The organism is Echinicola soli, assembly GCF_006575665.1.
Lineage (GTDB): Bacteria > Bacteroidota > Bacteroidia > Cytophagales > Cyclobacteriaceae > Echinicola > Echinicola soli.
The window spans coordinates 5,501,218-5,526,183 of record NZ_CP041253.1 but is presented as its reverse complement, the minus strand read 5'-3'; the positions used below and the strand labels follow the sequence as shown (position 1 = coordinate 5,526,183).

At 44.0% G+C, this 24,966-nt stretch carries 19 protein-coding genes; 14 read left to right on the top strand and 5 right to left on the bottom strand.

Annotated elements, in window-relative coordinates:
* Positions 1–94: 94 nt before the first annotated feature.
* The 6 genes from FKX85_RS21255 (at position 95) to FKX85_RS21230 (ending at position 8,311) form a co-directional block, all read left to right on the top strand.
* The gene (locus FKX85_RS21255) at positions 95–1,705 is read left to right on the top strand and encodes a transcriptional regulator (RefSeq protein WP_229239721.1); all 1,611 of its coding nucleotides are present in this window, start codon (positions 95–97) and stop codon (positions 1,703–1,705) included.
* 126 nt (positions 1,706–1,831) lie between these two features.
* A complete protein-coding gene (gene pyrR, locus FKX85_RS21250; protein WP_141616633.1) occupies positions 1,832–2,383 on the top strand; it encodes a bifunctional pyr operon transcriptional regulator/uracil phosphoribosyltransferase PyrR in 552 nt (183 codons plus the stop codon).
* 2 nt (positions 2,384–2,385) lie between these two features.
* Positions 2,386–3,309 (top strand): aspartate carbamoyltransferase catalytic subunit, encoded by a 924-nt coding sequence (locus FKX85_RS21245; protein ID WP_141616632.1) that lies wholly within the window; start codon positions 2,386–2,388, stop codon positions 3,307–3,309.
* A 268-nt stretch (positions 3,310–3,577) separates the two neighbouring features.
* Positions 3,578–4,948 carry a cystathionine beta-synthase gene (locus FKX85_RS21240; RefSeq protein WP_141616631.1) on the top strand — a complete coding sequence of 457 codons (1,371 nt, stop codon included), beginning with the start codon at positions 3,578–3,580 and terminating at the stop codon, positions 4,946–4,948.
* Between the two features lie 130 nt (positions 4,949–5,078).
* The gene (locus FKX85_RS21235; RefSeq protein ID WP_141616630.1) at positions 5,079–5,720 is read left to right on the top strand and encodes a hypothetical protein; all 642 of its coding nucleotides are present in this window, start codon (positions 5,079–5,081) and stop codon (positions 5,718–5,720) included.
* A gap of 44 nt (positions 5,721–5,764) precedes the next feature.
* Positions 5,765–8,311, top strand: a complete 2,547-nt coding sequence (locus FKX85_RS21230; protein ID WP_141616629.1) for a hybrid sensor histidine kinase/response regulator — start codon at positions 5,765–5,767, stop codon at positions 8,309–8,311.
* An 18-nt stretch (positions 8,312–8,329) separates the two neighbouring features.
* Here FKX85_RS21230 and FKX85_RS21225 read toward each other — a convergent pair whose 3' ends face one another.
* Both FKX85_RS21225 and FKX85_RS21220 read right to left on the bottom strand, forming a co-directional pair.
* Complete coding sequence (locus FKX85_RS21225) at positions 8,330–9,712, bottom strand: sigma-54-dependent transcriptional regulator (protein ID WP_141616628.1); 1,383 nt, start codon at positions 9,710–9,712, stop codon at positions 8,330–8,332.
* Positions 9,713–10,076: 364 nt separating this feature from the next.
* Positions 10,077–10,460, bottom strand: a complete 384-nt coding sequence (locus tag FKX85_RS21220; protein WP_141616627.1) for a hypothetical protein — start codon at positions 10,458–10,460, stop codon at positions 10,077–10,079.
* A 350-nt stretch (positions 10,461–10,810) separates the two neighbouring features.
* On the opposite strand from FKX85_RS21220, the gene murI reads away from it, so the two are divergent.
* From murI to FKX85_RS21205, 3 genes are all read left to right on the top strand, one after another.
* The gene (gene murI / locus FKX85_RS21215; protein ID WP_141616626.1) at positions 10,811–11,617 is read left to right on the top strand and encodes a glutamate racemase; all 807 of its coding nucleotides are present in this window, start codon (positions 10,811–10,813) and stop codon (positions 11,615–11,617) included.
* A gap of 262 nt (positions 11,618–11,879) precedes the next feature.
* A complete protein-coding gene (locus FKX85_RS21210) occupies positions 11,880–13,763 on the top strand; it encodes an amidophosphoribosyltransferase (protein WP_141616625.1) in 1,884 nt (627 codons plus the stop codon).
* A gap of 113 nt (positions 13,764–13,876) precedes the next feature.
* Positions 13,877–14,929: a M42 family metallopeptidase gene (locus FKX85_RS21205; RefSeq protein WP_141616624.1), complete on the top strand. Its 1,053-nt coding sequence runs from the start codon at positions 13,877–13,879 to the stop codon at positions 14,927–14,929.
* A gap of 150 nt (positions 14,930–15,079) precedes the next feature.
* Here the strand turns inward: FKX85_RS21205 and FKX85_RS21200 are convergent, their stop codons facing one another.
* Entirely contained in the window at positions 15,080–15,529 is a 450-nt protein-coding gene (locus FKX85_RS21200) for a hypothetical protein (protein WP_141616623.1), read from the bottom strand.
* Complete coding sequence (locus FKX85_RS21195) at positions 15,516–16,121, bottom strand: acyl carrier protein phosphodiesterase (protein ID WP_141616622.1); 606 nt, start codon at positions 16,119–16,121, stop codon at positions 15,516–15,518. Before FKX85_RS21195 ends, FKX85_RS21200 begins: the two co-directional genes overlap by 14 nt.
* Before the next feature lie 72 nt (positions 16,122–16,193).
* Here FKX85_RS21195 and FKX85_RS21190 point away from each other — a divergent pair, with 72 nt between their 5' ends.
* Entirely contained in the window at positions 16,194–18,125 is a 1,932-nt protein-coding gene (locus FKX85_RS21190; RefSeq protein ID WP_141616621.1) for an AAA domain-containing protein, read from the top strand.
* Between the two features lie 28 nt (positions 18,126–18,153).
* Here the strand turns inward: FKX85_RS21190 and FKX85_RS21185 are convergent, their stop codons facing one another.
* A complete protein-coding gene (locus FKX85_RS21185) occupies positions 18,154–18,681 on the bottom strand; it encodes a DUF4924 family protein (protein ID WP_141616620.1) in 528 nt (175 codons plus the stop codon).
* A gap of 238 nt (positions 18,682–18,919) precedes the next feature.
* On the opposite strand from FKX85_RS21185, the gene lepA reads away from it, so the two are divergent.
* From lepA to FKX85_RS21165, 4 genes are all read left to right on the top strand, one after another.
* Entirely contained in the window at positions 18,920–20,713 is a 1,794-nt protein-coding gene (gene lepA / locus FKX85_RS21180; RefSeq protein ID WP_141616873.1) for a translation elongation factor 4, read from the top strand.
* A gap of 492 nt (positions 20,714–21,205) precedes the next feature.
* Positions 21,206–22,090 carry a bifunctional 5,10-methylenetetrahydrofolate dehydrogenase/5,10-methenyltetrahydrofolate cyclohydrolase gene (locus tag FKX85_RS21175; RefSeq protein ID WP_141616619.1) on the top strand — a complete coding sequence of 295 codons (885 nt, stop codon included), beginning with the start codon at positions 21,206–21,208 and terminating at the stop codon, positions 22,088–22,090.
* Between the two features lie 169 nt (positions 22,091–22,259).
* Positions 22,260–22,886, top strand: coding sequence for a 7-carboxy-7-deazaguanine synthase QueE (locus FKX85_RS21170; protein ID WP_141616618.1), 627 nt, complete (start codon positions 22,260–22,262; stop codon positions 22,884–22,886).
* A gap of 5 nt (positions 22,887–22,891) precedes the next feature.
* Positions 22,892–24,802 carry an OmpA family protein gene (locus FKX85_RS21165; RefSeq protein WP_141616617.1) on the top strand — a complete coding sequence of 637 codons (1,911 nt, stop codon included), beginning with the start codon at positions 22,892–22,894 and terminating at the stop codon, positions 24,800–24,802.
* The last annotated feature ends 164 nt before the right edge of the window (positions 24,803–24,966 follow it).

Genomic DNA, 24,966 nt, shown 5'->3' with positions numbered 1-24,966 from the left:
TTGTAACAGGGACAAATGTCCGTAATTATTGTTTTAAAATAAAATACTTAGCCTTATCTTAAGGTACAATCAAGTTAGAAAGATGAGGATAGAAATGAATAAAATCTCAGGGTTATTTTTTTTGCTGGCGGTTTTGCCTGTTTATCTCGGTGCCCAGGTGCAGTTTGTCAGCCGGGCAGAAGTTCCATCAGAGTGGGATGATCACGATTATCTTGTTTTGCCCACCAGGGAGGGCACCATTGCATTTCGGGCAAAAGCCAAAAAAGGATTCAGTGTAGAGCAGCGACTCCAGTATTTTTTTACCGACAGGGACCTCCGTGGTTCGCAGGTATATGAGGTGCCTGTGGAAGATTATTTTGACCTGATCGGGTTTGATCTGGACGATGAATACCTTTACACGCTTTTCCAGAAAGGGGAAAGCTATTCCAATGAGAAGATTGTCTATGAGGTAGACCTGAGGAATCACCAAGTGAGGGAAGTGAAGCTGGACAATATCCTGGAAATGGAGCTTCAGGAGTTTTTGATCATGGACAAAAAGGCCATCTTGATGGGGGTGATGGATTATCGCCCTGCCATTCAGCTGTTGGATACCGAAACGGGCAGCGTTCTTACAGTCCAGGGAGTATATGCCAATGAAGTGAGTATCCTCCAGCTTAGGAAAGATCCGGAGTTGAAGGTGTTTGATGTGCTGGTGAGCAAGCGGGACCGTTATAAGAAAAGGAGCCTTTCCATCATGACGTTTGATTTGGAGGGTAATAAGCTCCGAGAAGTAAAAGTAGAGCCGGAAAACCGACCGGATCTGGAGATCGTCGAGGGAATTCTTACCCCTATGGATGATTACAGCCAAGTGCTTATAGGTCCTTACGGGCAACGAAAACGTGATCCCAATATGGGTGTATATTTTTCAAGGATCAATGAGTTTGGTGAGTACGAAAATAAATTTTTGACCTTGGCGGATTTTCAGCATTTTTATAATTACCTCCCTGAAAAGCAAAAAGCGAGAAGGGAGAGAAAGCTGGCCAGGAATATAGAAAAGGAAAGGGATCTAGTGCTTCCCAATACCCTGGTGACCCGGGAAATAGTGGCCGGTAAAAATTATTTTTTGGTCTACAATGATTACTACCTGACGAGTTCGGGGAGATTTTCACCTAGGGATATGATGTACAGCAGTGACTTTTACCGTTATGCCCCACTGAGTATGCGAAACAGAGTGGTTCCTGGCGGATATCCGTGGTATTATCCCGGTACGGACGTGATGTCCAATAATGAGTATAAATTTATGGCTGCCCAGTTTCTGTTGCTGGATGGAGAGGGCAAGCTGCTGTGGGATAATTCCCTGTCCCTGAAGGATGTTACCACTACTAGTCCCGGTAAATTTGGAGAAGTCAGTTTTGATGGGAGTAACCTATATTATCTCTACTTGGAAGACGAAAAGCTGCAATTGAGCTACCTTCATAATGGGGAGATCGAACTGAAAAATGAAACCATCGACCTGGCCCTGATCAATGAAGATGAACGGATCAAAGACACCCAAGGAGAAAGTCTTTCGCTTAGCTGGTGGTACAGCAACTATTTTTTGCTCTCCGGCAAGCAGCGGGTGAGGTATTTGGATGAATCAGGGAAAGAAGAAATCAGAGAAGTATTTTTTATGACCAAGGTCCGGGCGGATGCCAGCCTTATGCATGAAGATGTTCAAGAGCAATAAGGATGAGGAAGGAGGGTTTAGCCCATTAGAGGGCAATGGATATGGGAGGTTCATTGTCCTGGATTTCTCTCCTCGAAGCGGCCGAGGCTGATAATTTATTTCTATATTTGTGCTCAAATCACAGTTATGCAAAAAAGACTCGTCTTAGACCAAAAACAAATTTCGATCATTCTGGACCGGTTCTGCTACCAATTGATTGAAAATCACGATGACTTTGACAATACGGTACTCCTGGGATTGCAGCCCAGGGGCGTGATGGTGTTGGATCGGTTGGAGAAGCGGTTAGAGGAAATCAGCGGGGTAAAGGTTCCGTCCGGTTATTTGGATGCTACCTTTCACAGAGATGATTTCCGCAGGAGAAATATCCCGCTAAAGGCCAATGAGACAAAGATTGATTTTTTAATAGAAAACAAGAATGTGGTGTTGGTGGACGATGTGCTTTTCAAGGGGCGGTCTGCCCGTGCCGCCATGGATGCCATGATCGCTTTTGGGAGACCCAGAAAGGTCGAACTGATGGTGCTCATAGATAGAAAATATACACGTGATTATCCCATAAAACCGGATTATTGTGGTAGAGAGGTCAATACCTTGGAAAGCCAGTATGTCAGTGTGGAGTGGGCGTTGAATGGATTTGAGAAGGATGCGATTTGGATAACCGAAAAAGAAGTTAAAAGCTAAGGATGCAACAGCTAAGTACCAAACATTTATTGGGTATCAAAGGACTGAATGAACAGGATATCCAACTGATTTTCGAAACTGCGGATAACTTCAAAGAGGTTATTAACAGACCGATCAAAAAAGTGCCTTCGCTACGTGATATCACCATTGCCAATGTGTTTTTCGAAAACTCTACGCGAACAAGGCTGTCGTTTGAATTGGCAGAGAAGCGGCTTTCAGCAGATGTGATCAATTTTTCTTCCAGCAATAGCTCGGTGAAGAAGGGGGAAACCTTAGTGGATACGGTGAACAACATCCTGTCCATGAAGGTAGACATGGTGGTGATGCGCCATAGTAGCCCAGGAGCTCCCCATTTTCTTTCACAGAATATCGATGCCAATATTGTCAATGCGGGGGATGGTACCCATGAACATCCGACCCAAGCCTTGTTGGATGCTTTTTCCATCCGTGAGAAATTGGGGGATGTGGCAGGGAAAAAAGTAGCCATCATAGGTGATATCCTTCATTCAAGGGTAGCACTTTCCAATATTTTCTGTCTACAGAAATTAGGAGCAGAAGTAATGGTCTGTGGACCAATAACCTTATTGCCAAAATACATTTCCAGTCTTGGCGTGAAGGTGGAGCTTGATGTGAAAAAAGCCCTGGAGTGGTGCGATGTGGCCAATGTGCTGCGAATTCAGCTGGAAAGACAGCAAATTAAATATTTCCCTTCCCTGCGCGAATATTCCCTTTACTACGGCGTGGATAAGAAACTTCTCGATCAGTTAAATAAGGAAATCGTCATCATGCACCCAGGCCCCATCAATAGAGGGGTAGAACTCAACTCAGATGTTGCCGATAGTGAACATTCCATTATCCTAAATCAGGTAGAGAATGGGGTGGCTGTGCGGATGGCTGTGCTGTACCTGCTGGCAGGAGTGAAGTGATGTTGGGAAAAAAAACAGTTAACATAAAAGCGACCAGTTTACTGGTCGCTTTTTTTGTACATGGAACTTAAATGGACGATTAGCTATTCTAAAATTAAGTACACGTCCGAAGGGATTTTTGAGGGTAACGGGTGTTTGTCCAAGTAACTTTGAGGCCTTGTTTTAGGGAAGGGTACCATGCCCGTAAGTTGGTGTAAGAAAGTACTGTATCATCGTCTCAACTGAAAAATATTTGTAAATTGTCCTAAAGAAATAACCATAGTAAAAAATGATATACAATTCGATCATCGACACCATTGGCGATACGCCTTTGGTAAAGCTCAATAAGCTCAATAAAGGCATTAAGGGGAAGGTTTATGTGAAGGTGGAATATTTCAATCCAGGCAACTCTGTTAAAGACAGGATGGCGATTAAAATGATCGATGATGCCGAAAAAGCAGGCATACTAAAACCAGGAGGTACGATCATAGAAGGAACGAGTGGCAATACCGGTATGGGGTTGGCATTGGTGGGAATTGCCAGGGGGTATAAGTGCATTTTTACCATGGCAGATAAGCAGTCCAAAGAAAAAATAGATGTACTTAAAGCCATGGGAGCAGAGGTGGTCGTTTGTCCTACCAATGTAGCCCCGGATGATCCACGCTCTTATTATTCTGTTGCCAAGAAGCTCAACAATGATATTCCCAATTCATTTTATCCCAATCAATACGATAATCTTTCCAATTGGAAGGCTCACTATGAAACTACTGGGCCGGAAATTTGGAAAGACACTGAAGGGAAAATCACACATTTTGCTGCTGGGGTAGGCACTGGAGGGACGATGAGCGGTACCGCCAAATACCTCAAAGAGCAAAACCCCTCCATCGTTTCGGTAGGGATCGATACCTATGGTTCTGTGTTCAAGAAATACAAGGAAACCGGGGAGTTTGATGAAAACGAAATTTATCCTTACCTCACAGAAGGGATAGGAGAGGATATTTTGCCGGCCAATGTCGACTTTTCGATGATTGACCACTTCGTGAAGGTGACCGATAAGGATTCGGCGGTAATGACCCGAAGGCTTTCCAGAGAGGAAGGACTCTTTGTAGGTTGGTCTTGTGGTTCGGCAGTGCACGGAGCCTTGGAGTATGCCCGCCAAAACCTAAAGGAAGACGATACGATGGTGATCATTCTCCCAGACCACGGTACCAGATACCTTGGCAAGGTTTATAATGATGATTGGATGAAAAATCACGGCTTCTTGGAGGATAATACCTTTGGAACGGCACGGGATATTATTTCCAGTAGAAATGGAACGTATGAACTGGTGGTGGCCAAAAAAGGAGAGAAGGTAAAGGCAGCGATCCATTTGATGAACGAAAGGTCTGTTTCCCAGATACCGGTAGTGGAGGATGGAAATGTTATAGGGAGCCTTACCGATACCAAGTTGTTAACAAAGATCATCCAACAACCAACGTTAAAAGATGCCCCCGTAGAGGATGTGATGGAAGATTCAATGAAATTTGTGGCAATGGACAGTACACTGGATGTGTTGTCATCGATGGTGGATAAGGATAAGGCAGTACTGGTCAGGGATGATTTGCACCAGATACATATTATTACCAAGCATGATATCCTGGGAGCTATTACCAAATCATAGGCCGTTTTGAGATCTTTATCAAGCCAGAAAAGTGCTGGGGAAAATCTGGCGATTAATTGGCATAAAATGGTGATATTTAATTTTTTGTTAGAGATTTGCGCTTTAATACTTGATCTATTTCCTATCACCTATGACAAAGTTACAGCTTAATAGGCTCATTGAAAGAGGCTATGATTTTGATATTCAGACAGTTTTTCTCGAAGGATGGGCGCTGTTTAAGCAGCAGCCCGTTTTTTCGATTGGCTATACGGGCTTTGTGATTTCGTTGGAACTGATATTTCTTCTTTACCTGAAGGAATATGCATTGCTCTTTAGTGTGTTTTTGGCTGGTCCCTTATTTTCCGGATTCTTTCTGGTGGCCAATAAACTGAAGGCTGATGAAAATGTGGCATATACAGATTTCTTCCAAGGCTTCTCCTACTACATTCCCGTTATTTTGATATGGTTGATTGGACAGGTTCTGGTTTCTGTGGGGTTAATATTATTCATTGTCCCGGGTGTTTACCTGATGGTAGGATATTCCATGGCCATTTTGCTGCATATTTTTGCCGGATTGGATTTCTGGGATTCACTGGAATACAGTAGGAGGGTGGTGACCAAAAACTGGTGGAAATTTTTCCTACTGGTCATTTCGTTAATTGTCCTCAATGTCCTTGGTGCAATGATTTTTGTGGGAGTATTTGTCACCATTCCGTTATCATTCTTCACAGCATATTGTACTTTCGAGACAGTTACAGAGGGAGCGTTGGCCGAAGAAGCCGAGGAAGTTTAGCTGGTATTGTTTTTGTATGAAACTTTGCTGAAATTCAGGATATTGTGAAATCAACAGAAACAACTCATAAAGCAAGGAAAAAGGTAATCATTGGATTTATGCTTGCCATTATGCTGGTGCTGAGTGTGGGAGCGGTTACTTATTTCAGTCTTAACCGGCTATTGGGTACCGTGGAGACACTTTCAGAGCCCAGTGATCGTATACAAGAGCTCAACGCCCTCCTTGCCGATGTTTACCAGTTGGATAAGGTAAAGGGGAATTTCGAAACGGAGAATGATACTTCTGTGGCGGTCAATTACCTGGACAAGATCGAAAAAAAGCTGAATTATCTTGAGCAATTTGCCAATGACACGGCTGAACTCAACCATCTAAAGCAAATTAACTATAACATCAATGAGCTTGTGGTGGTATATAATGGGCTTCGGGAGGTAAAGCATAACCTGATCAATAGAAACTTCAGCCGTGAAGCACTCAAAAATCTGGAGACAAAGATAAAGCGCCAGGAAGAGATCAACCGGTTACAGAATTTAGGCAAGATTCGTTTTGATCATAAAATACGAAGGGCCAAAGGTAGGCTGGACTCTCCGGCGCAAAAGAAGGTCAGTGCTGAAGAGAAATTTAAGGATGGAAACCTCATGACAGAAGCAGAAGTGGAAAATCTGCGTGATATGTTCCAGCAGTTCAGGCCAAAAGTAGATGAGCAGGATACCGTTAATGAGGCCAATACCAGTTATTCTGATTCGGTTTTATATGCGGTAAAACAGTTTTTGGTAAATATCAATTATGAAGAGCAGCATCTCCGGTCCAATCTGGCCCAGCTTGAAAAAGAGCTTAACGAAAAGAACCGGGCACTGATCGAAGATACACAGACGGTCATTTCTAACCTCCAATATGATGCATTGGCCGAAGTGGAGCAGAAAAATGCTTCCCTTTACGATCTGGCATTTGATGTGGCCATATTGCTGGGCGTAATTATTTTTGTGGGGATAGTGGGATCATCAGCTTTTATCTACAGTATCATCACTGAAATCAATAAAGATGAGAGCAAGCGTTTCGAGCTCGAGCGCGCCAAGGTAAGGTCTGATAAATTGGCCAAGGCCAAACAGAACTTTCTGGCCAATATGAGCCATGAAATCAGAAACCCCCTTCATGCTATCCAAGGCTACAACGAAGCCATCCGCAAGACTTCCATGACCAAGGATCAGGAAGACTATGTTAACATGGTAGGATTTGCTGCTGAAACCCTTTCTGGCATCGTCGATGATATATTGGATCTTTCCAAATTGGAGGCAGGGAAGATCACCATAGAGAAGGAGCCGTTTAATGCCCAAAAACTTTTTAGTGCAATAAAGAATTCCTTCGAATTGAAGGCCAAAGAGAAGCAAATAGATTTTGTGTGGACAATAGATATTGCGGAGGAAAAGTGGTTTTCGGGGGATGAACTCAGGATCAGGCAGATTCTTAATAATTTGATTAGTAACGCGCTGAAATTTACCGAAGAGGGGATGGTGGCGGTGAAAGTAGCCTACGAGAAGGGATTTTTATTGGTCAATGTCAAGGATACCGGCATCGGGATGTCAGCAGAATTTAAGGAGAATATTTTCAAGGAATTTAACCAAGGCGATGGCTCGATCAATCGGAGATACGGCGGGACCGGCCTTGGTTTGGCCATTGTCAAGCGGATGCTTGATTTGCTGAAAGGTAAGATAGCACTGGAGAGCAGCCCAGGAGAAGGTACGGAGTTTAAGGTGGAAATTCCGGTGAAACCAACTGAAGCAGCGGTAAAAGTGGAAGAAGTGAGCAGTTGGTATGACCTGAATGGACTGAACGTTTTGTTGGTAGACGACGATTCAGTGGGGTTGAAATTTGCCAAGCTTCTACTTGAAAGTAATGGAGCGAAGGTTTATGACTATCTTGGAGGGATAAAGGTCAGGGACGAATTTGAGCAAGTTCCTTTGGATCTGGCCCTGTTGGATGTGCAGATGCCTGAAGTGACAGGTTATGATACATTACGGTTGGTAAGGGGAGAATATGGATACAAGGACCTGCCTTCCATTGCGATCACAGCCAATGTGTTTGCCAAGGAAAAGGATCAGCTTTCAGATGCAGGGTTTGATGCAATTGTCCTCAAGCCATTTAAGGAGGTTGATTTGGTCAAAATGATCGGCAAAGTGCTCCAGCTGGAAACTATTTCCCATAATGTTAAAAACCCGATGAATGAGCAAGATGCCCTTAAACAGACCAAACCGTATTCGGTAGAGGACATGTCCAAGTTCTGCATGAATGATGAGGAGATGCTCAAGGAGGTACTGATCGATTTTTGTTCGAGTACCAGCGCCGATCTCGTTGAGCTGGGGCAGACTTGTGCGCGTCAGGACTGGGAGCAATTACTGGAGATAGCACATAAACTTGGTAGCCGGTTAGGACAGTTGAAGATCAAGTCAAGTACGTTGGCGCGAGGCCTGGAGTATGACCTGAAGGAAGGCAATACCACCAATGCGCGGGTTATGGTTGAAAAAATAAAAAAAGAAACCCTTGAAGTATTGGATCAGATCTTGGCTGATTTTCAGTTGTTCACAAAGGTTTCTTGATAGGTAGTGCTTGCTTTTTTAATCTATGCCGTATTTTTCGATTTTATTATAGAGCGTTTTACGGTCGATATTAAGGATTTTGGCAGCTTTTGATTTATTATGTTTTACCTCATTGAGCGTTTTGATGATCATGGCTTTTTCCTGTACTTCAAAGGAAGATTTTAAGTCATTGGTATTGCTGTTTTGAGAACTTGAGTTTTCCGGCAATAACAGGTCCACAGGGAGGGATTCCTTATGGATATAGTCATCTACGGTCAGGAGCACTGCCCGTTTGATGATATTTTTAAGTTCCCGCAAGTTGCCTGGCCAGCTGTATGTCTTGAAGATATCTTTGACATCATCGCTGAATCCGAGGATGTCCTTTCCCAGGGATTGGTTAGCATCCTGAAGGAAGATTGCAGCATAGTGAAACAAGTCCTCGCCCCTTTCACGTAATGGTGTGGACTTGAGGCTGAATTCGTTCAGTCGGTGGTATAGATCTTCCCGGAATTCCCCTTTTTTGGCGGCATTGGACAGGTCTTCGTTGGTGGCTACGATGATTCTAACATCTATAGGGATATCTTTGGCGCCTCCGATTTTACGGATTTTCCGTTCTTGGATAGCACGGAGCAATTTAATCTGTACTTCATAACTCAAGTTACCGATCTCATCCAGAAATATGGTGCCGCCATTGGCCATTTCGAAATGGCCTGTTTTATTGTCAAGGGCGCCGGTAAAGGCACCTTTTACGTGGCCAAACAATTCACTTCCCGCTAGCTCCTTTGATAATGACCCGCAGTCTATAGCTACAAATGGGCCGCCGGAGCGTTTTGATTTTTCATGGATACGTTTAGAAATGAATTCCTTTCCCGTACCGCTTTCGCCCAGGACTACCACACTCATTTCCGTAGGTGCTACCAGTGAGATGTACTGCTCCAGCTGTAAGGATTCTGGACTTTTACCGACTACGTAAGTATCATTTACTTGGGTTTTTGATGTGCTTTTCACCGTTTTCGCAGCTTTGGGGGCTTGGTCTTCCGGTACCCCTCTGCTAGGGGGGGACTTGAGCGCTTCATTTACGGTGGTGAGCAGTTCGTCGGGATTGATCGGCTTGGTGATGTACTCGATCGCTCCCAGCTTCATGGAGCGAACTGCTGTTCTGATGTCTGAGTAGTTGGTGATCAGGATGACCCTGGTGTTCATTTTATTATGGACGATGTTTTCCAGTACTTCCATTCCCGTCCCGTCCGGCAACCTGTAATCGGTAATGATCAGGTCGTAGGATTTTTTGTCCAGCATCAAAAACGCTTCATTGATCTTGGCGGTTTGATCCACTTCATAATCATGTTTTTCCAGAAAATTCTTGATGATTTTGGAATAGGTCAAATCATCTTCAATCAGAAGTATCTTTGCATTTGCCATAAGTCAACTATTCTATAAAAGGTAAGCACAGCTGAAACTGTGCCATAAATTAAAGATTGCCTTTTTTCGCGCTTGTTGGTGAGTGTAGCGTCAGTAAATCTCCAAGGCAATGAATTGTGTGATTTCTATTGGAGAAGTTTATATCTGCTAAAGTAATTAATATTTTTATAAGCTTTTAATAAAAAAATATGGCTTTTTTTACGAAATAATATCCAGCTATCTACTTATGGAAAATATTGCTTTTTATAGCGTAAAATTTGTTTTTTTTAAAGAAAATAGAGGTAAAATTTTTTTTATTGATGTAATAATAATTTTAATTTTATATCTGTCGAATTGGGTATTTTTTTTCAATAGAAATAGTCAATTACTTTTTGGGTTGTTTCATGAGGGGTTGAGCGACTTCGATCGGTTGGCTGTCATACGGGATCAGCTGACCGGCCCCGTTGAACTTGGCCCTTATAATAAATTTCTCTTCATCCTCAAAAGCTAAGCTGTAGAAGGCACCATTACTATTGGAGACTTTGGTGGCCTTGATCAATTTCATTTCTGCAAAGACACTATTTTGATTTAGCGTTTTGATGATGGGACTTGGCAAATTTTTATACTCGACAATTTGGGTATCCACCAAGCCATGAGGCAGGCAGTTTTCTTCCGCCACTGAGGTGGCGGGTTTTGGGGAAGTGGAAGGTTCGGCACATCCCAAAGCAAGCAGGACGAACAAGAGATATGTAAGCGATGACAATTTCATGGTTTCATATGGTTAGTGCTTTAATCGGCCCTGATTCAGGTAATCCGGAGATACAAAGCGCTTTTACATTAGGAGCCAAAATCAGACCATTCCCCTTCAAATGTGCTGAAAGCCATGTTTTTAGGTTATTTGTGCCGTTATTTGGCGATGTGGTGAGGTGTTAATACCCAAAATGTAGATTTTCGAAAAGGTGTGGGATTGCAATTGTTCTGTAATTCTTTTATCTTAGTATCGATAATTATAAATCTATAACTTTTTGCTTGCAATTTTCCCTCAGGCACGTGCGCTTGAGGGATCTTTTTTTATAGCTTTGTGAAAAATTGGTATTGGTTTCCTAGTGTTTTGATTTTATGCAGGCAAGTGCTCCCATAGGGATTTTTGATAGCGGAATTGGCGGTTTGACTGTCGCAAGGGCAGTGAAGAAATTACTGCCTGACGAACAATTGGTGTATTTTGGTGATACGGCCCATTTGCCGTATGGGGATAAAAGTACCGCAGCTATCCAGGCTTATGCCGTAAAGATTGCCGATGTATTGCTGAAGGCCAATTGCAAAATGGTTTTAATAGCTTGCAATTCAGCTTCTACGGCTGCCTACGAATTGGTGAAGGCCTATGTGGCTTCGCGAGCAGCTGTCTTTGATGTCATCGAGCCTGTGGTGAATTACGTCGGACTTAAGCTGCCTGGAAAGCATGTTGGACTGATCGGTACCAAACAAACGGTTAATTCCGGTGTCTATCGCCAAAAACTTGAAGGTTTGGACAAGGGGGTGTCTTTTTCTGCACTGGCCACGCCCCTTTTAGCGCCAATGATAGAAGAAGGATTTCACAGCAACCGCATCAGTAAAGAGATCATCAAGTCCTACCTGGATGATGAAGAGCTGAGCGCCATCGATGCGCTGATTTTGGGTTGTACCCACTATCCGCTGATCAAACCACAGATAGATGAGCTTTACGAAGGAAGGGTTAAAGTGATCGACAGCTCGGAGATGATTGCCGAAGCCACCAGGAAATACCTGGCCATGGCAGGGTTGCTTAACCAAGGGGCAAAAGATAAGGATCGTTTTTTGGTTTCTGATTATACCTCCTCATTCGAAAACACCACAAAATTGTTTTTTGGTCGGGAAGTAAACTTGGAGAAGTACCCGCTTTGGGAGTAATACTACTGGTCTTATGTACTATTTTAAAAAAATAGGTTAAGAGATAATTATTTTTAGGTTAGTCTTTTGATTGTAGGCTTATTTCTAGGTGATGCCTGTTTGTGTGAAATATTATTTTTTATTGCAAACTGTTTTTAAAGACAAATTTTGCAAAATGGAATTTTTCTTTTTTAAAAAGCGTTATTAAAGCCCCGAGACATTTGGGAGAAAGTGATAAAAAAGGTTTAACTTTGTTGCTTAAAATACTACTTGCAAATACCCGATGAGTGATCAAATCAAACACGAATGCGGCATAGCCATGGTCAGGCTCCGCAAGCCCCTTCAATACTATATTGATAAATATGGTACACCCATGTATGCTGCAAACAGGCTCTATGTGCTGATGCAGAAACAAATCAACAGGGGCCAAGATGGTGCAGGAATTGCAAACATTAAAATAAACAGCAAGCCCGGCACCCGGTACATTAGCCGGTACAGGTCTGTGGATCCGCAAGCGGTCAACTACCTTTTCGGAAAAGTGGCCAAGAAGTTTCGAAAAGCAAAGAAGCAGGGAGGCGAAGAAGGATTGAATAATGCAGACTGGATCAAGGACAATGTAGCCTTTTCCGGTGAAGTATGGTTAGGGCATTTGAGGTACGGTACTCACGGGGAAAACAGTATCGAAACATGTCATCCTTTCTTGAGACAGAACAACTGGAGGAGTAGGAATTTGGTGATGGCAGGAAACTTCAACATGACCAATGTGGAGGAACTGTTTGGGAAGTTGGTGGAGCTAGGGCAGCACCCGAAAGAAAAGACAGATACCGTGACGGTGATGGAGAAAATCGGGCACTTCGTAGACGAGGAAAATCAACGGATTTTCAATAAATACAAAGGAGAATATTCCAATAATGAGATCACAGAAGTAATTGAGCGGGAACTGGATGTGGCAAGGATCCTGAGAAGATCCTGCAGGGATTTTGACGGTGGTTATGCCATGGCAGGAATCATCGGGAATGGAGCCAGTTTTGTAGTAAGGGATCCATCCGGAATCCGGCCAGCCTATTACTATGCCGATGATGAAATTGTGGTCATTGCTTCAGAAAAACCGGCCATTAAGTCTGCTTTTAACATCGATTACAATGCTATTCAAGAAATCAAACCAGGGCATGCGTTGATCGTCAATAAAGACGGCACCTATGGAGAGCATGAAATCATTTCCGCACTGGAGAAAAAATCCTGTTCATTCGAACGAATATATTTTTCAAGGGGTACCGACCCGGATATTTACAGGGAAAGAAAACAACTCGGAAAAGCCCTGATTCCCCAGATTCTCAAGGCGATTGATTTTGATCTAAAAAATACCGTGTTTTCCTACATCCCCAATACTGCCGAGACTGCTTTTCTCGGGCTCATCGAAGGGCTTGAAGATTACCTCAGTGCCAAGAGGAGGGAAATCTTATTGGAAGGAAAGCCTCATCTGGAAAATATCGAGGATTTGCTGAGCTTTAGGCCGAGAGTGGAGAAGTTGGTGAACAAGGATGTCAAGCTCAGGACGTTTATTACCAATGACAATGACCGCGATGTCATGGTGGCCAATGTCTATGATACTACCTATGAGGTAATCCGCTCCGGTGTAGACACTATTGTTGTACTGGATGACAGTATTGTGAGGGGAACGACCTTGGAGAAGAGTATTCTGACAACTTTGGATAAGTTGAAGCCCAAGCGAATCATCGTTGTGTCTTCAGCACCCCAGATCCGCTATCCTGATTGCTATGGGATCGATATGTCCAAGATGCGTGAGTTCATTGCCTTCAGGGCGGCCTTAAAGCTGTTGGAAGAAACCGGGCAGCAGTACATTTTGGATGAAGTGTATGACAAGTGTGTGGCCAATCCTGATGCCGAAGAAAACTTCGTCAAAGAAGTGTATGGGAAGTTTACCCCTCAGCAGATTTCGGACAAAATAGCCGATATCATCACCATGGATCAGATAAATGCTGAAGTCAAGGTAATCTACCAAACAGTAGAAAACCTCAATAAGTCCTGTCCTGAGCACCTGGGGGACTGGTACTTTACCGGTGATTTTCCCACGGAAGGGGGCATGAAAGTGGTGAACAAATCCTTTGTCAACTTTATGGAAGGAAAGGTCGTAAGGGCCTACTAGGCAAAGCTAAAATATAGAAGAAAAGGCCGTCATTATGATGGCCTTTTTGTATTTTCAGGCCTGCCAAAGGGCCTGCCAAAGAAAAACACTTAAAAAATTAAACTGTAAAAAATATGAGTATCAATACTGGACTGTTAAAGCAAGTTTGTGAAATTGCCGGTGCGCCTGGTTTTGAAAAAAGAATCAGGGACTTGGTCATTCAGGAAGTGACCCCGTTGGTAGATGAGGTAAAGGTAGATAACTTAGGCAATGTCATCGCCGTCAAAAAAGGGAGTAAAAATCCTGATGGGAAGAGGGTGATGGTGGCCGCTCACATGGATGAGATTGGGTTTATCATCACACACATAGATGAAAATGGCTTTTTGAGATTCCATACCCTGGGCGGTTTTGATCCGAAGACCCTGACTGCCCAAAGGGTGATTGTGCATGGCAAGAAGGACTTAGTCGGGGTGATGGGCAGCAAGCCGATCCATGTCATGACGCCCGACGAAAGGAACAAACTTCCCAAAACTACCGACTATTTTATTGACCTGGGAATGAGCAAGGATGAGGTAGAGAAGTACGTCCAGGTGGGGGATTCGGTGACCAGAGACCGCGAACTGATAGAGATGGGGGACTGTGTGAATTGTAAGTCCATCGATAACCGGGTAGCTGTTTTTATCCTGATAGAAGCGCTAAAAACCATTAAAAACCCTCCTTATGATGTTTATGCTGCCTTTACCGTCCAAGAGGAGGTAGGGCTTCGCGGAGCAAATGTGGCTGCCCATGGGGTCAATCCGGATTTTGGGATCGCCCTGGATACGACCATTGCATTTGATGTGCCGGGCGCTTCACCACATGAGAAGGTGACCGAGCTCGGAAAGGGGACTGCTGTTAAAATAATGGATGCCATGACCATCTGTGATTATAGAATGGTGGACTTTATGAAAAAAACTGCCGAAAGCAATCAAATCAAATGGCAGCCTGAGATCCTTACGGCCGGTGGTACAGACACCGCAGGGGTGCAGCGAATGGGGAAGCAAGGAGCTATCGCGGGGGCTATTTCCATTCCTACCAGGCACATGCACCAAGTCATCGAAATGGCTAACAAAAAAGATATCGCAGCAAGCATCAAGTTGCTCAATGCCTGTCTGGAAAACATAGACCAGTACGACTGGAAACATTAAAGTAAAAGCAACAGTGTCAAGTATAAAGAAAGGCTAAATATGGTCCAAGTCTTCAGGCTTGGACCATGCCTTTAATAAGTCCCGGCCTTATTCCTGAAATGATCCTTCAATATTGCCGTATGAAATCGAAGGATAGATCATGCGCGCTATTTAGGGCTTGATTTTTTTCTTTGGGACTTTTTTGATCAGGTATTGGTAGAGCTCAATGTAGTTGACATGTTCGTGGTTGCTGAGGCTGATGGAGTTTTTGTCATCAAAAACGATGGTCAATTGCCTGAATTCTTTTTTATTGGCATGCACAATCTCTTCCTGCCACACCAGGATGTCCGCCAAGGGATAGTCTTTTTTCATTCCCCTGAGTGGTAGCCTTACGATTATTTTGCCTTTGCCGGCAGTAACAAAACGGTATCCGGCCATCATTTTTACCAATAGCATGAGGAGTACCACTGTGAGGATACTGGCACTGATCAGGTAAAATGCCAATCCATACGTCCTGACGGTGCTAAAATCATGAAGGATATAGCTCAAGCCGGCAAAGAGGATGGCGACTACTATCCCTAATGATATATAGGTGGATCGTTTTGGTTTACAATGAATCATAATCTTTCATTAGTTCCTCCATTTTATGCCTGGAGAAAGTGATCAAATCAGGGAAGAAGCGGTCAAAATATCCCTTCAGCGCTGTCTCGTGCTGTTGGAGAAACAGATGGGCTGATCCCATTTTGGAATCAAAAGTAGTAAGTTTGGAGATGGCAGTCAAGGTGGCTTTCATACCGTCAATGGTCCCATATACCACTAGCCAGTTTCCTGTTTTCATGTGGTGAAAGAGCTGCAAAAAGCTTTTAGGGAGTTTTTCTTTGTTTTTGTCTATGATGGCATAGACTTGCTGCGAAAATTCCTGAATGCTTCTGTCGTCGTATTCATTCCAGTATTTGCTCAAGAAATAATCAAAAAAAACATCAGTAATCACCAGCGAATAGCGCTTGTAGATAGGCTTTAACATCTCCTGTGCCTCCTTCACCACCGGATGAGTGTCTGTGAAATGGTCTATTTCCCGGTGAAGATGGACGCCCAGGGCGATCCCCGGTTCAAACTGTTCCTCCAGGTTGCCGCGTACAAAATCACCTATAAAGTTCCCGAGCAGAACCTTGGGGTGGTCAAATGATAGATATGCGTGTGCTAAAAAGTTCAATATTGAAAAACGTTTGAATGCCTGAAAACCCGGTTTAATTACATTAGTTTTGAATATTAAAAATAACCATTGATGTCGAGAATACAGGAAGAATTAAAAATAACTTTACAACTTTTAAAAAAAGAGTGGAAAGAAGACCTGGAGCAGTACCGGCTCAAAACACTCAGTGCTTCGATTGCCGATAAGCAGAAGGATGGGATTTGCTGGTACCCCGTGCAGGTGGTGAAGACCAAAGTAGGGTTGGGAGACCGGTTGATCGTAGAGATAGAAAGGGGGGATAGCCGTCTTTCACATGGCTTTCAATCCGGAAAGACGGTTTCTTTGTTTTCAAATTTTTCGGACGGTGCGCCATTACGAACAAATGGCGTGGTCAATTTGGTTAAGAAGAATACCATGGTCATTACCTTGATGGGGCATGAGTGGCCGGATTGGTTGCAGGATGGCAAATTAGGGGTTGACCTGCATTTTGATGAGGCAAGTTATCGCGAAATGGAGTATGCGATGCAGCAGGTGATCAAGGCAGGTGCAGGAAGATTGGGGCAGCTAAGGGATGTCCTTTTGGGGCAGGAAGCCGCTTCGTTTACGGCTGGATTGCCCTTGGTTTTTGCGACTTCCCATCTAAATCACAGTCAGGTTGAAGCAGTTCAAAAGGTGCTGGCAGCCCAAGACGTGGCCTTGGTGCATGGCCCTCCCGGTACTGGCAAGACCACTACGATGGTGCAAGCGATCAATGAGACGCTACAACGACACCCTCAAGTGATGGTCTGCGCTCCCAGTAATGCTGCAGTGGACTTGCTGGTAGAAAAGCTCTTGGCAAAAAGAATATCGACCTTGCGCATAGGGCATCCTGCAAGGGTCGACGATCAGATTTTGGAACAGACACTGGATGCCAAAATAGCACAGCACAGTAGTTTTAAGGATTTAAAGAAATTACGTAAGTCAGCGGAGGAGTACCGCAAGTTGGGAAGAAAATATAAACGAAATTTTGGGGCTGCGGAACGCCAGCAGCGTAAGCAGCTATTTGCTGAGGCATCAAAGGTAAAAGAGGCCGCCAGGCATTTGGAAGATTATATTTTATATGATGTCTTTCAGCAAAACCAGGTGATAGCCACCACGCTGGTGGGGGCCAATCATACTGCCTTAAAAGGAATGGAGTTTCCGGTAGTATTTATCGATGAGGCAGCGCAAGGCCTGGAGCCAGCCACTTGGATTCCGGTCATGAAGGCAAAAAAAGTAGTGATGGCCGGCGATCACTGCCAGCTTCCGCCAACCATAAAATCATATGAAGCAAGTAAGGAAGGGTTGAGCGAAACCTTGTTCGAAAAAGTAATCGACCGTCAGCCTGAAGCCAGCTGGATGCTTAAGGTGCAGTACCGGATGCCCGAGCTGATCATGCGGTTTTCAAGTGAATATTTCTATCAAGGGCAATTGGAGGCGGCGGCATTGACCGATGCCCACTGCTTGAGCAGAGCGGAACCGGTAATGGAGTTTATCGATACGGCAGGCAGCGGCTTTGGGGAACACCTCGAAAAGGATTCGTTAAGTAAACTGAATGCCGAAGAAGCACGCTTTGGCTTGGGGCTACTGGAAAAGTTGGTAGAACGAATTGGTGTAGGGTGCTTTCAGGAACAGCAATTTACCATTGGGGTGATTTCCCCCTATAAAGCCCAGGTAAAGAAGTTGACCGAGTTGATGGAAGAGGGCGCAGTATTTGAAGGGCTGAGGGAGCTGTCTGATGTGGTTACGATCGGTACCATAGATGGTTTTCAAGGCCAGGAGCGGGATGTGGTCTTGATCAGCTTGGTGCGGTCAAATGAACAAGGAGAAATTGGCTTTTTGGCAGATACCAGAAGGATGAATGTTGCTCTTACCAGGGCCAAAAGAAAATTGATTGTCATTGGGGACAGCGGCACTTTAAGCAGCCATCCCTTTTACCAGCAGTTTTTGGACTTTGTCGCTGAAAACGGACTTTATAAGAGTATTTACGAGTATATGGAATTCTAGGGGATCTCGCTAAGGAGGCCGCACCTTTTTAATTGGGATATTCCATATATGCCAGGTTGAGGTAGCTCAATACCTTGCCAAAAGCTTGTGCAGCCTTCTCCTGTTCAGTGGTAAGCTTTTTGCCCGTCAGCCGGCATAATAATAGCCCGTAAACCCCATTGATGCAGATTTGGATTTCATGGCCAATGTCCTGCCCCTCGGCTGCGATGATGGATTCGATGATATGGGGCTTTGCCTCATGGTAAATGGCAAAGTATTCCCTGTCCGATTTTAATAAATCCCAATGGATCTCTGCCAATTTCCTCACTTCTTGCTGGGTGGCCTCCAGATGCCCGGTTTCCTGGATGTTTTCTTGCTGCATTTTTTCTGATAGGGCTTCAAACCAATCGGTAATTTCTTTCTTTTCTTCAGGGGGGACCGGGTAATGGGCAATCACATATTGGTGGACTTCATCCATGTTGAATTGGTAAGAGCGAAGCAAATCTTCCATTTGGTACATGTAGACGATGTATTCACCGATATTTTGCCTTTTTTTCTTTTCTGCCAGTTTTTTCATGCATGCATAACCTTTTTGGAAAGGCAAAGATACAAATGGGGAGATAGAATTCCTTGTGAAGGTTTCTTCTTGATATGAAGTGTTGTTGGATATATGATGAAATAGAGGTTTGGGGCAGTATTTAGGGCATTAGAATGCTTTATTTGGTGACTTGGGTTGGCTGCCTGGAGGATTACTTCATTCTAATGGCGTGCAAGTTGCGGTTTTGCAAAGACTATTTACTATTTTTGCCGACAGAATGGATATGCAAAAAATAAGAAACTTCTGTATCATCGCCCATATTGATCATGGGAAGAGTACGTTGGCGGATCGTCTTCTCCAGTTTACCAATACGGTGACTGAAAGGGAGATGCAGGATCAATTGTTGGATAATATGGATCTCGAGCGTGAGCGGGGAATTACCATTAAGTCTCATGCGATCCAAATGAAATATACCTATCAAGGAGAGGAGTATACCCTGAACCTTATAGACACCCCTGGACACGTGGATTTCTCCTATGAGGTTTCCCGTTCCATTGCGGCCTGTGAAGGGGCTTTGTTGATCGTGGATGCATCCCAAGGGGTGGAAGCCCAGACAATTTCCAATCTTTACCTTGCAATGGAGCATGATCTGGAGATTATCCCGGTGCTGAATAAAATCGACCTTCCCGGTGCTGAGCCTGAGGTAGTCGCTGATGAGGTGATTGACCTGATAGGCTGTGATCGGGAGGATATTATTTTGGCCTCTGGCAAAGAAGGCACAGGAATCGAAGATATCCTGAATGCGGTAGTTGAAAAGATATCTGCGCCAAAAGGGAATGCGGATGAACCGTTGCAGGCCATGATCTTCGACTCGGTTTATAATCCCTTCAGGGGTGTGGAGGTGCTTTTTCGTGTGTTTAACGGAACCATTAATAAAGGCGATAAGATTAAGTTTGTCAACACAGGCAGGGAATACGATGCCGATGAAATCGGTGTGCTTGGTATTGTCCAACACCCACAGAAAACCATCAGTGCAGGAAATGTAGGTTACCTGATTTCTGGTATCAAGGTGGCCAAAGAAGTCAAGGTAGGGGATACCATTACGCATATCAAGCGTCCTTGTACCACAGCCATCAAAGGATTTGAAAATGTCAAACCTATGGTTTTTGCGGGGATTTATCCCGTAGAGACTACGGAATTTGAGGAGTTGAGGGCATCGATGGAGAAGCTTCAGCTAAATGACGCTGCCTTGGTTTGGGAACCTGAAACCTCGGCAGCCCTGGGCTTTGGTTTCCGTTGCGGTTTTTTGGGGATGTTGCACATGGAGATCATCCAGGAGCGCTTGGAGCGTGAGTTTGGCATGACGGTGATCACCACTGTCCCTTCGGTGCAATTTAAGGCATTGATGAACGATGATACTATCAAGCTGATCAATGCCCCATCGGATATGCCGGATCCAAACCTTTTCAAACATATTGAAGAGCCTTATGTCCATGCATCGATCATTACCAAGTCCGATTATGTCGGACCAGTAATCCAATTGTGTATGGAGAAGCGAGGACAAATCAAAAACCAAGTCTACCTGACTGCGGACAGGGTGGAGCTGACCTTTGATATGCCTTTGGCTGAGATTGTTTTTGATTTCTTTGATAAGTTAAAGACCATTTCCAGGGGGTATGCCTCTTTGGATTATGACCTTAGGGAAAACAAGCCTTCAAAAATGGTTCGCCTGGACGTGATGCTCAATGGTGAAGTGGTGGATGCGTTGTCAGCAGTGGTCCATAGGGACAAAGCCTATGAGTGGGGAAAAAGACTCTGTGAGAAATTGAAGGAATTGGTGCCTAGACAGATGTTTGAAATAGCAATTCAGGCAGCGATAGGGACGAAGATCATCGCCAGGGAAACAGTAAAGGCCATGCGTAAAAATGTCTTGGCCAAGTGTTATGGTGGGGATATTTCGCGTAAGCGTAAATTGCTGGACAAGCAGAAAAAGGGCAAGAAGCGTATGCGCCAGGTAGGCAATGTAGAGGTGCCGCAGGAAGCGTTTATGGCGGTGCTAAAGCTGGACTAAAGATAGAAGTACGAGGTACGAACCTCTGCATTGGAGATTGTTTTTATGTTGGAAAGTGTTAGGTTCATATGTTGAACAAACGCTTTTTGATATGAAAAACAATCTTATTCTTAGAACAAAAAATATGCTGTGCAAATTTGGTTTTTTGTTCTAAGCTTCCTAAACCAGAGAGTACAATGCATAGCAGTTAATAAGATGCTATAGTTCTGTAGGAACTAATTATAGAGCTTCTCAGCGAGCCAAATCCACAGCTGATTTTATTAAAAAATAGTGGAAGAAGAAGTGGACGAAAGTCTCTATTTCTTGGAACTATTGATGGAAATCAATAGGGATTTAACACATGGTATTGAATAATTGCACCGTGAAGGAAATGAATTGTTGTCGATCATGGTAGCATCAGTAAATAAAGTAAAGCGTAACAAAATATCAAAATGTGAGTAGCCAACAGAAGATTTCGTACTTCGTACCTCTCACTTCCAACTTTAATAGATCATGCCTACAATAATAGACGGAAAGAAGACATCAGCTGATATCAAAAATGAAATAGCAGCCCGCGTAAAGGAAATCAAAACAGCAGGGGGGAAGGTACCTCATTTGGCAGCGGTTTTGGTGGGCAATGATGGAGCCAGCCAAACTTATGTGGGGGCCAAGGTAAAGGCCTGTGAATTTGTGGGGTTTGAGTCGACTTTGGTGAAGCTGGAGGATAATGTGTCTGAAGAAGAGCTGCTCAAAGCAGTGGAAGAGATCAATGAAAACCCGGATATCGATGGACTGATTGTCCAGTTGCCCCTTCCGAAGCATATTTCTGTGGAAAAGGTAACGGCGAAGATCAAACCTGAAAAGGATGTGGACGGATTTACTCCGGCCAACGTTGGTCGGATGGCGTTGAACTGGCCTACTTACGTGGCAGCCACCCCCTATGGGATCATCGAGCTGCTAAAGCGCTATGAGATTGAGACTTCGGGGAAACACTGCGTGGTGATCGGAAGGAGCCATATTGTAGGTTCTCCAATGAGCATCCTGATGGCCAGGAATGATTATCCCGGCAATAGCACGGTGACCTTAACGCACAGCAGGACCAAAAATTTAAAAGAAATTGCCAAAACTGCTGATATTCTGATTGTGGCCATTGGGAAGCCGGAATTTGTGACGGCAGATATGGTGAAAGAGGGAGCAGTGGTAGTTGATGTGGGGATCCACCGGATCGAAGATTCCTCCAAGAAGAATGGTTTTAGGCTTATCGGTGATGTGAAGTTTGACGAAGTTTCAGCAAAGTCATCTGCCATAACACCGGTTCCTGGTGGTGTAGGGCCAATGACAATTGCCTCATTGCTATACAACACCCTGCTTTCGGCAGAAAAAAAGGTGTATAAGTAAATATAATCCAAGACAGGGAACCCAAGACAGAAATGGAGGGTTTGGTTAGTGTAAAAGAGGAAAGTGGTACACATGTTCCTGATGCGGAATATTGGTAGTGTCTATTCCCTACTTAAGTTATATTCAATTTCACAGCGGTTCAATCACCCGCTCCATCAAAAATTAAATCATGGAAATCAAACAAGCGGTAGAAAAAGGACTTATGCTTCCTTTGATGGAAGCATTTTATACCATCCAGGGAGAAGGTACATTTACTGGTCATCCAGCGTATTTTATTCGTCTGGGCGGATGTGATGTAGGATGCGTTTGGTGTGACGTGAAGGAATCCTGGGAAGCGGCTAAATGGCCGGTACTTTCTGTGGAAGAAATAGTAGACGGAGCACTTCAGTACCCTGGAAGATTGGTGGTGATTACCGGCGGGGAACCGCTGATGTATGAACTTGGGCCGCTTACGGCGCTTTTAAAGGAAAAGGGTTTTACGACCAATATAGAGACCAGTGGAGCCCATCCTTTTTCAGGTCAGTTTGATTGGGTCTGTTTTTCACCCAAGAAGTTCAAGGAACCCCATCCCAGTATTTTTGAAAAGGCAGATGAGATCAAAGTGATCGTTTTTCATAAAAGTGATTTTGACTTTGCTGAAAAGCATGCAAAGAAAGTCCAGCCAAGCTGCAAAAAACTGCTCCAGCCCGAATGGAGCAAGTCCGATAAATTCACCGGAGAGATCATCGATTACATAAAAAATCATCCTGATTGGAATATTTCGCTACAAACTCATAAATTTATGGATATCCCATAAATTAAATGAGAGTAGCCCAAATAGTCTTCTTTTTTATTTTTATCAGTTCTCAAGCGCTTGGCCAAAGTTATACCAGCGAAAACAGAAGGGCGATCAAGCTCTATCAAGAAGGAGAGGATCTGTCCATGCGCAGAAGGTATGATGAAGCACTGGAGAAATATGCTGATGCTGTGAATAAAGACGAGGGGTTTCTAGAGGCTTATAAGAAGTGGTCCCAGCTTTTGCTCAAGAAGGGAAGCGCGAGGGAAGCCCTTCAAATAGCGAGTGCCGGGGAATTAAAAAGCCAAGGAAACAGTGGTTTTATGGCGGACTTTAGTTGGTTGGTTACCAATATTTATTTGAAGTCAGGAGATTTTGACGCGGCAATAAAGAAATTTTATAACAGTCAGGGGCTTTTTTCCAGTAAAGTGAAATCCTCTTCTGCATTCCAATCCATGGAGAAAAAGATGGATTTTATAAAAAGGGAACTGGCAGCGGAAAAAGTGATTCACAAGGAAAGGTTGGAAAGCCCGCTGAACCAATTCCAGCTCCAGTATTTTCCGGTATTGACAGCAGACAGCAAGCAGTTACTGTTTACCAAACGTGATGGACTGGAGCCGACCGAGCATGAGGATATTTTTACCTCTATGTGGAAGGAAGGTCAATGGAGTAGGCCTGAAGCGCTCGCCCAATCGATCAATACCGTTCACAATGAAGGTACCTGTACCATTTCGGCCGATGGGAATATTTTGATCTACACCAGCTGTGATGCACCGGACTCTTATGGGAGTTGTGATTTATATATCGCATATAAAGTGGGCGGAAAATGGCAGGATCCTGTCAATATGGGAGAGAAAGTAAACTCTAGGTATTGGGATTCCCAGCCTTCCCTTTCTGCAGACGGAAGTATCCTGTTCTTCTCCTCAAACCGAAGAGGAGGAATGGGAGGAAATGACATTTACTATACGGTAAGGGAAAGGGACAATTCGTGGGCAGAGCCAATAAATGTAGGTGAAGCTATCAATACGAAATTTGATGAGGTTTCTCCCTTTATCTATTTTAACAATGAGCTGCTATTTTTTGCTTCCAATGGGCATATGGGATTTGGAGGTATGGATTTGTTCAATTCAAAGATTGTTCAGGGAGCGTTTCAGCAACCTGTTAACCTTGGCTATCCCATCAACGATCATTTGGACCAACTGGCGTTGTTCATTACTGCCCAGCAGGACTATGCCTATTACACAGAAAATAGCTTGAAGGAGGGGGCACTCGACAGGTCGTACCTCTACCGTTTTGCCTTTCCAGACGAGATTGATTTGGGCGAGCGGTTGATCGTAACGGGTGGAAGAGTACGAAATGAAAAAACAGGTGAGCCCATCGTGGCGACCCTTTCACTGGTGGATTTGGAGAACGACAGCACCATGTATGAATTTAGATCTGAAGGTGATGCTGGCAGGTTTATGATGATCTATCCGGACAAGGCCTCTTCGGGCCTCTATGTGGAGAAGAAAGGTTTCTTGCCGCGGATATATAATGTGGAAAAGGACAGCCTGAAGGATATTAAAGATATGGATATTGGCCTTAAGCCGGTGGCGAGCGGTGAAGAGTTTTTGTTTGAAAATGTTTTCTTTGATTTTGACAAGGCAGATTTGAAGCCTTCTTCCAAAAGCTCCCTGCTAAGGCTTAAGAAATTTTTGGACGAGAATCCCGATGTCCACATTGTTATTGAGGGACATACCGACAACGTGGGGAATGCAGATTATAACCAGGACTTAAGCCTTCGTAGAGCAGCCAGTGTCCAGGCCTATTTACTAAACCAAGGCATAGACGAAGCGCGATTGACCGTCTTCGGATATGGCGATAAAAGGCCACTCATGTCAAATGGTACGGCTTTAGGAAGGTCCAAAAACCGTAGGATTGAGATTGTGGTCGATTAAGATGTCACTGCAGACCTGTCTGTCCGGGAGGTAGTTACGGCCTTTTCTAGCTTTGTCCAACCAGTAAATGGGATCCGACCTTGTTAAAATCAATTTTATACCGGAGCCAATGCGCTAGCTTTTTTAGGCTCGGAATACTCAATCTAACCGATTTTTTAGCAAAA

Coding starts and splice junctions, on each gene's coding strand:
- FKX85_RS21245 (WP_141616632.1), top strand. CDS start 2,386: ATGCAACAGCTAAGTACCAAACATTTATTGGGTATCAAAGGACTGAAT.
- FKX85_RS21225 (WP_141616628.1), bottom strand. CDS start 9,712: ATGGCAAATGCAAAGATACTTCTGATTGAAGATGATTTGACCTATTCC.
- FKX85_RS21165 (WP_141616617.1), top strand. CDS start 22,892: ATGAGAGTAGCCCAAATAGTCTTCTTTTTTATTTTTATCAGTTCTCAA.
- FKX85_RS21190 (WP_141616621.1), top strand. CDS start 16,194: ATGTCGAGAATACAGGAAGAATTAAAAATAACTTTACAACTTTTAAAA.
- FKX85_RS21170 (WP_141616618.1), top strand. CDS start 22,260: ATGGAAATCAAACAAGCGGTAGAAAAAGGACTTATGCTTCCTTTGATG.
- FKX85_RS21235 (WP_141616630.1), top strand. CDS start 5,079: ATGACAAAGTTACAGCTTAATAGGCTCATTGAAAGAGGCTATGATTTT.
- FKX85_RS21220 (WP_141616627.1), bottom strand. CDS start 10,460: ATGAAATTGTCATCGCTTACATATCTCTTGTTCGTCCTGCTTGCTTTG.
- FKX85_RS21185 (WP_141616620.1), bottom strand. CDS start 18,681: ATGAAAAAACTGGCAGAAAAGAAAAAAAGGCAAAATATCGGTGAATAC.
- FKX85_RS21175 (WP_141616619.1), top strand. CDS start 21,206: ATGCCTACAATAATAGACGGAAAGAAGACATCAGCTGATATCAAAAAT.
- FKX85_RS21205 (WP_141616624.1), top strand. CDS start 13,877: ATGAGTATCAATACTGGACTGTTAAAGCAAGTTTGTGAAATTGCCGGT.
- murI (WP_141616626.1), top strand. CDS start 10,811: ATGCAGGCAAGTGCTCCCATAGGGATTTTTGATAGCGGAATTGGCGGT.
- FKX85_RS21210 (WP_141616625.1), top strand. CDS start 11,880: ATGAGTGATCAAATCAAACACGAATGCGGCATAGCCATGGTCAGGCTC.
- FKX85_RS21255 (WP_229239721.1), top strand. CDS start 95: ATGAATAAAATCTCAGGGTTATTTTTTTTGCTGGCGGTTTTGCCTGTT.
- pyrR (WP_141616633.1), top strand. CDS start 1,832: ATGCAAAAAAGACTCGTCTTAGACCAAAAACAAATTTCGATCATTCTG.
- FKX85_RS21200 (WP_141616623.1), bottom strand. CDS start 15,529: ATGATTCATTGTAAACCAAAACGATCCACCTATATATCATTAGGGATA.
- FKX85_RS21240 (WP_141616631.1), top strand. CDS start 3,578: ATGATATACAATTCGATCATCGACACCATTGGCGATACGCCTTTGGTA.
- lepA (WP_141616873.1), top strand. CDS start 18,920: ATGGATATGCAAAAAATAAGAAACTTCTGTATCATCGCCCATATTGAT.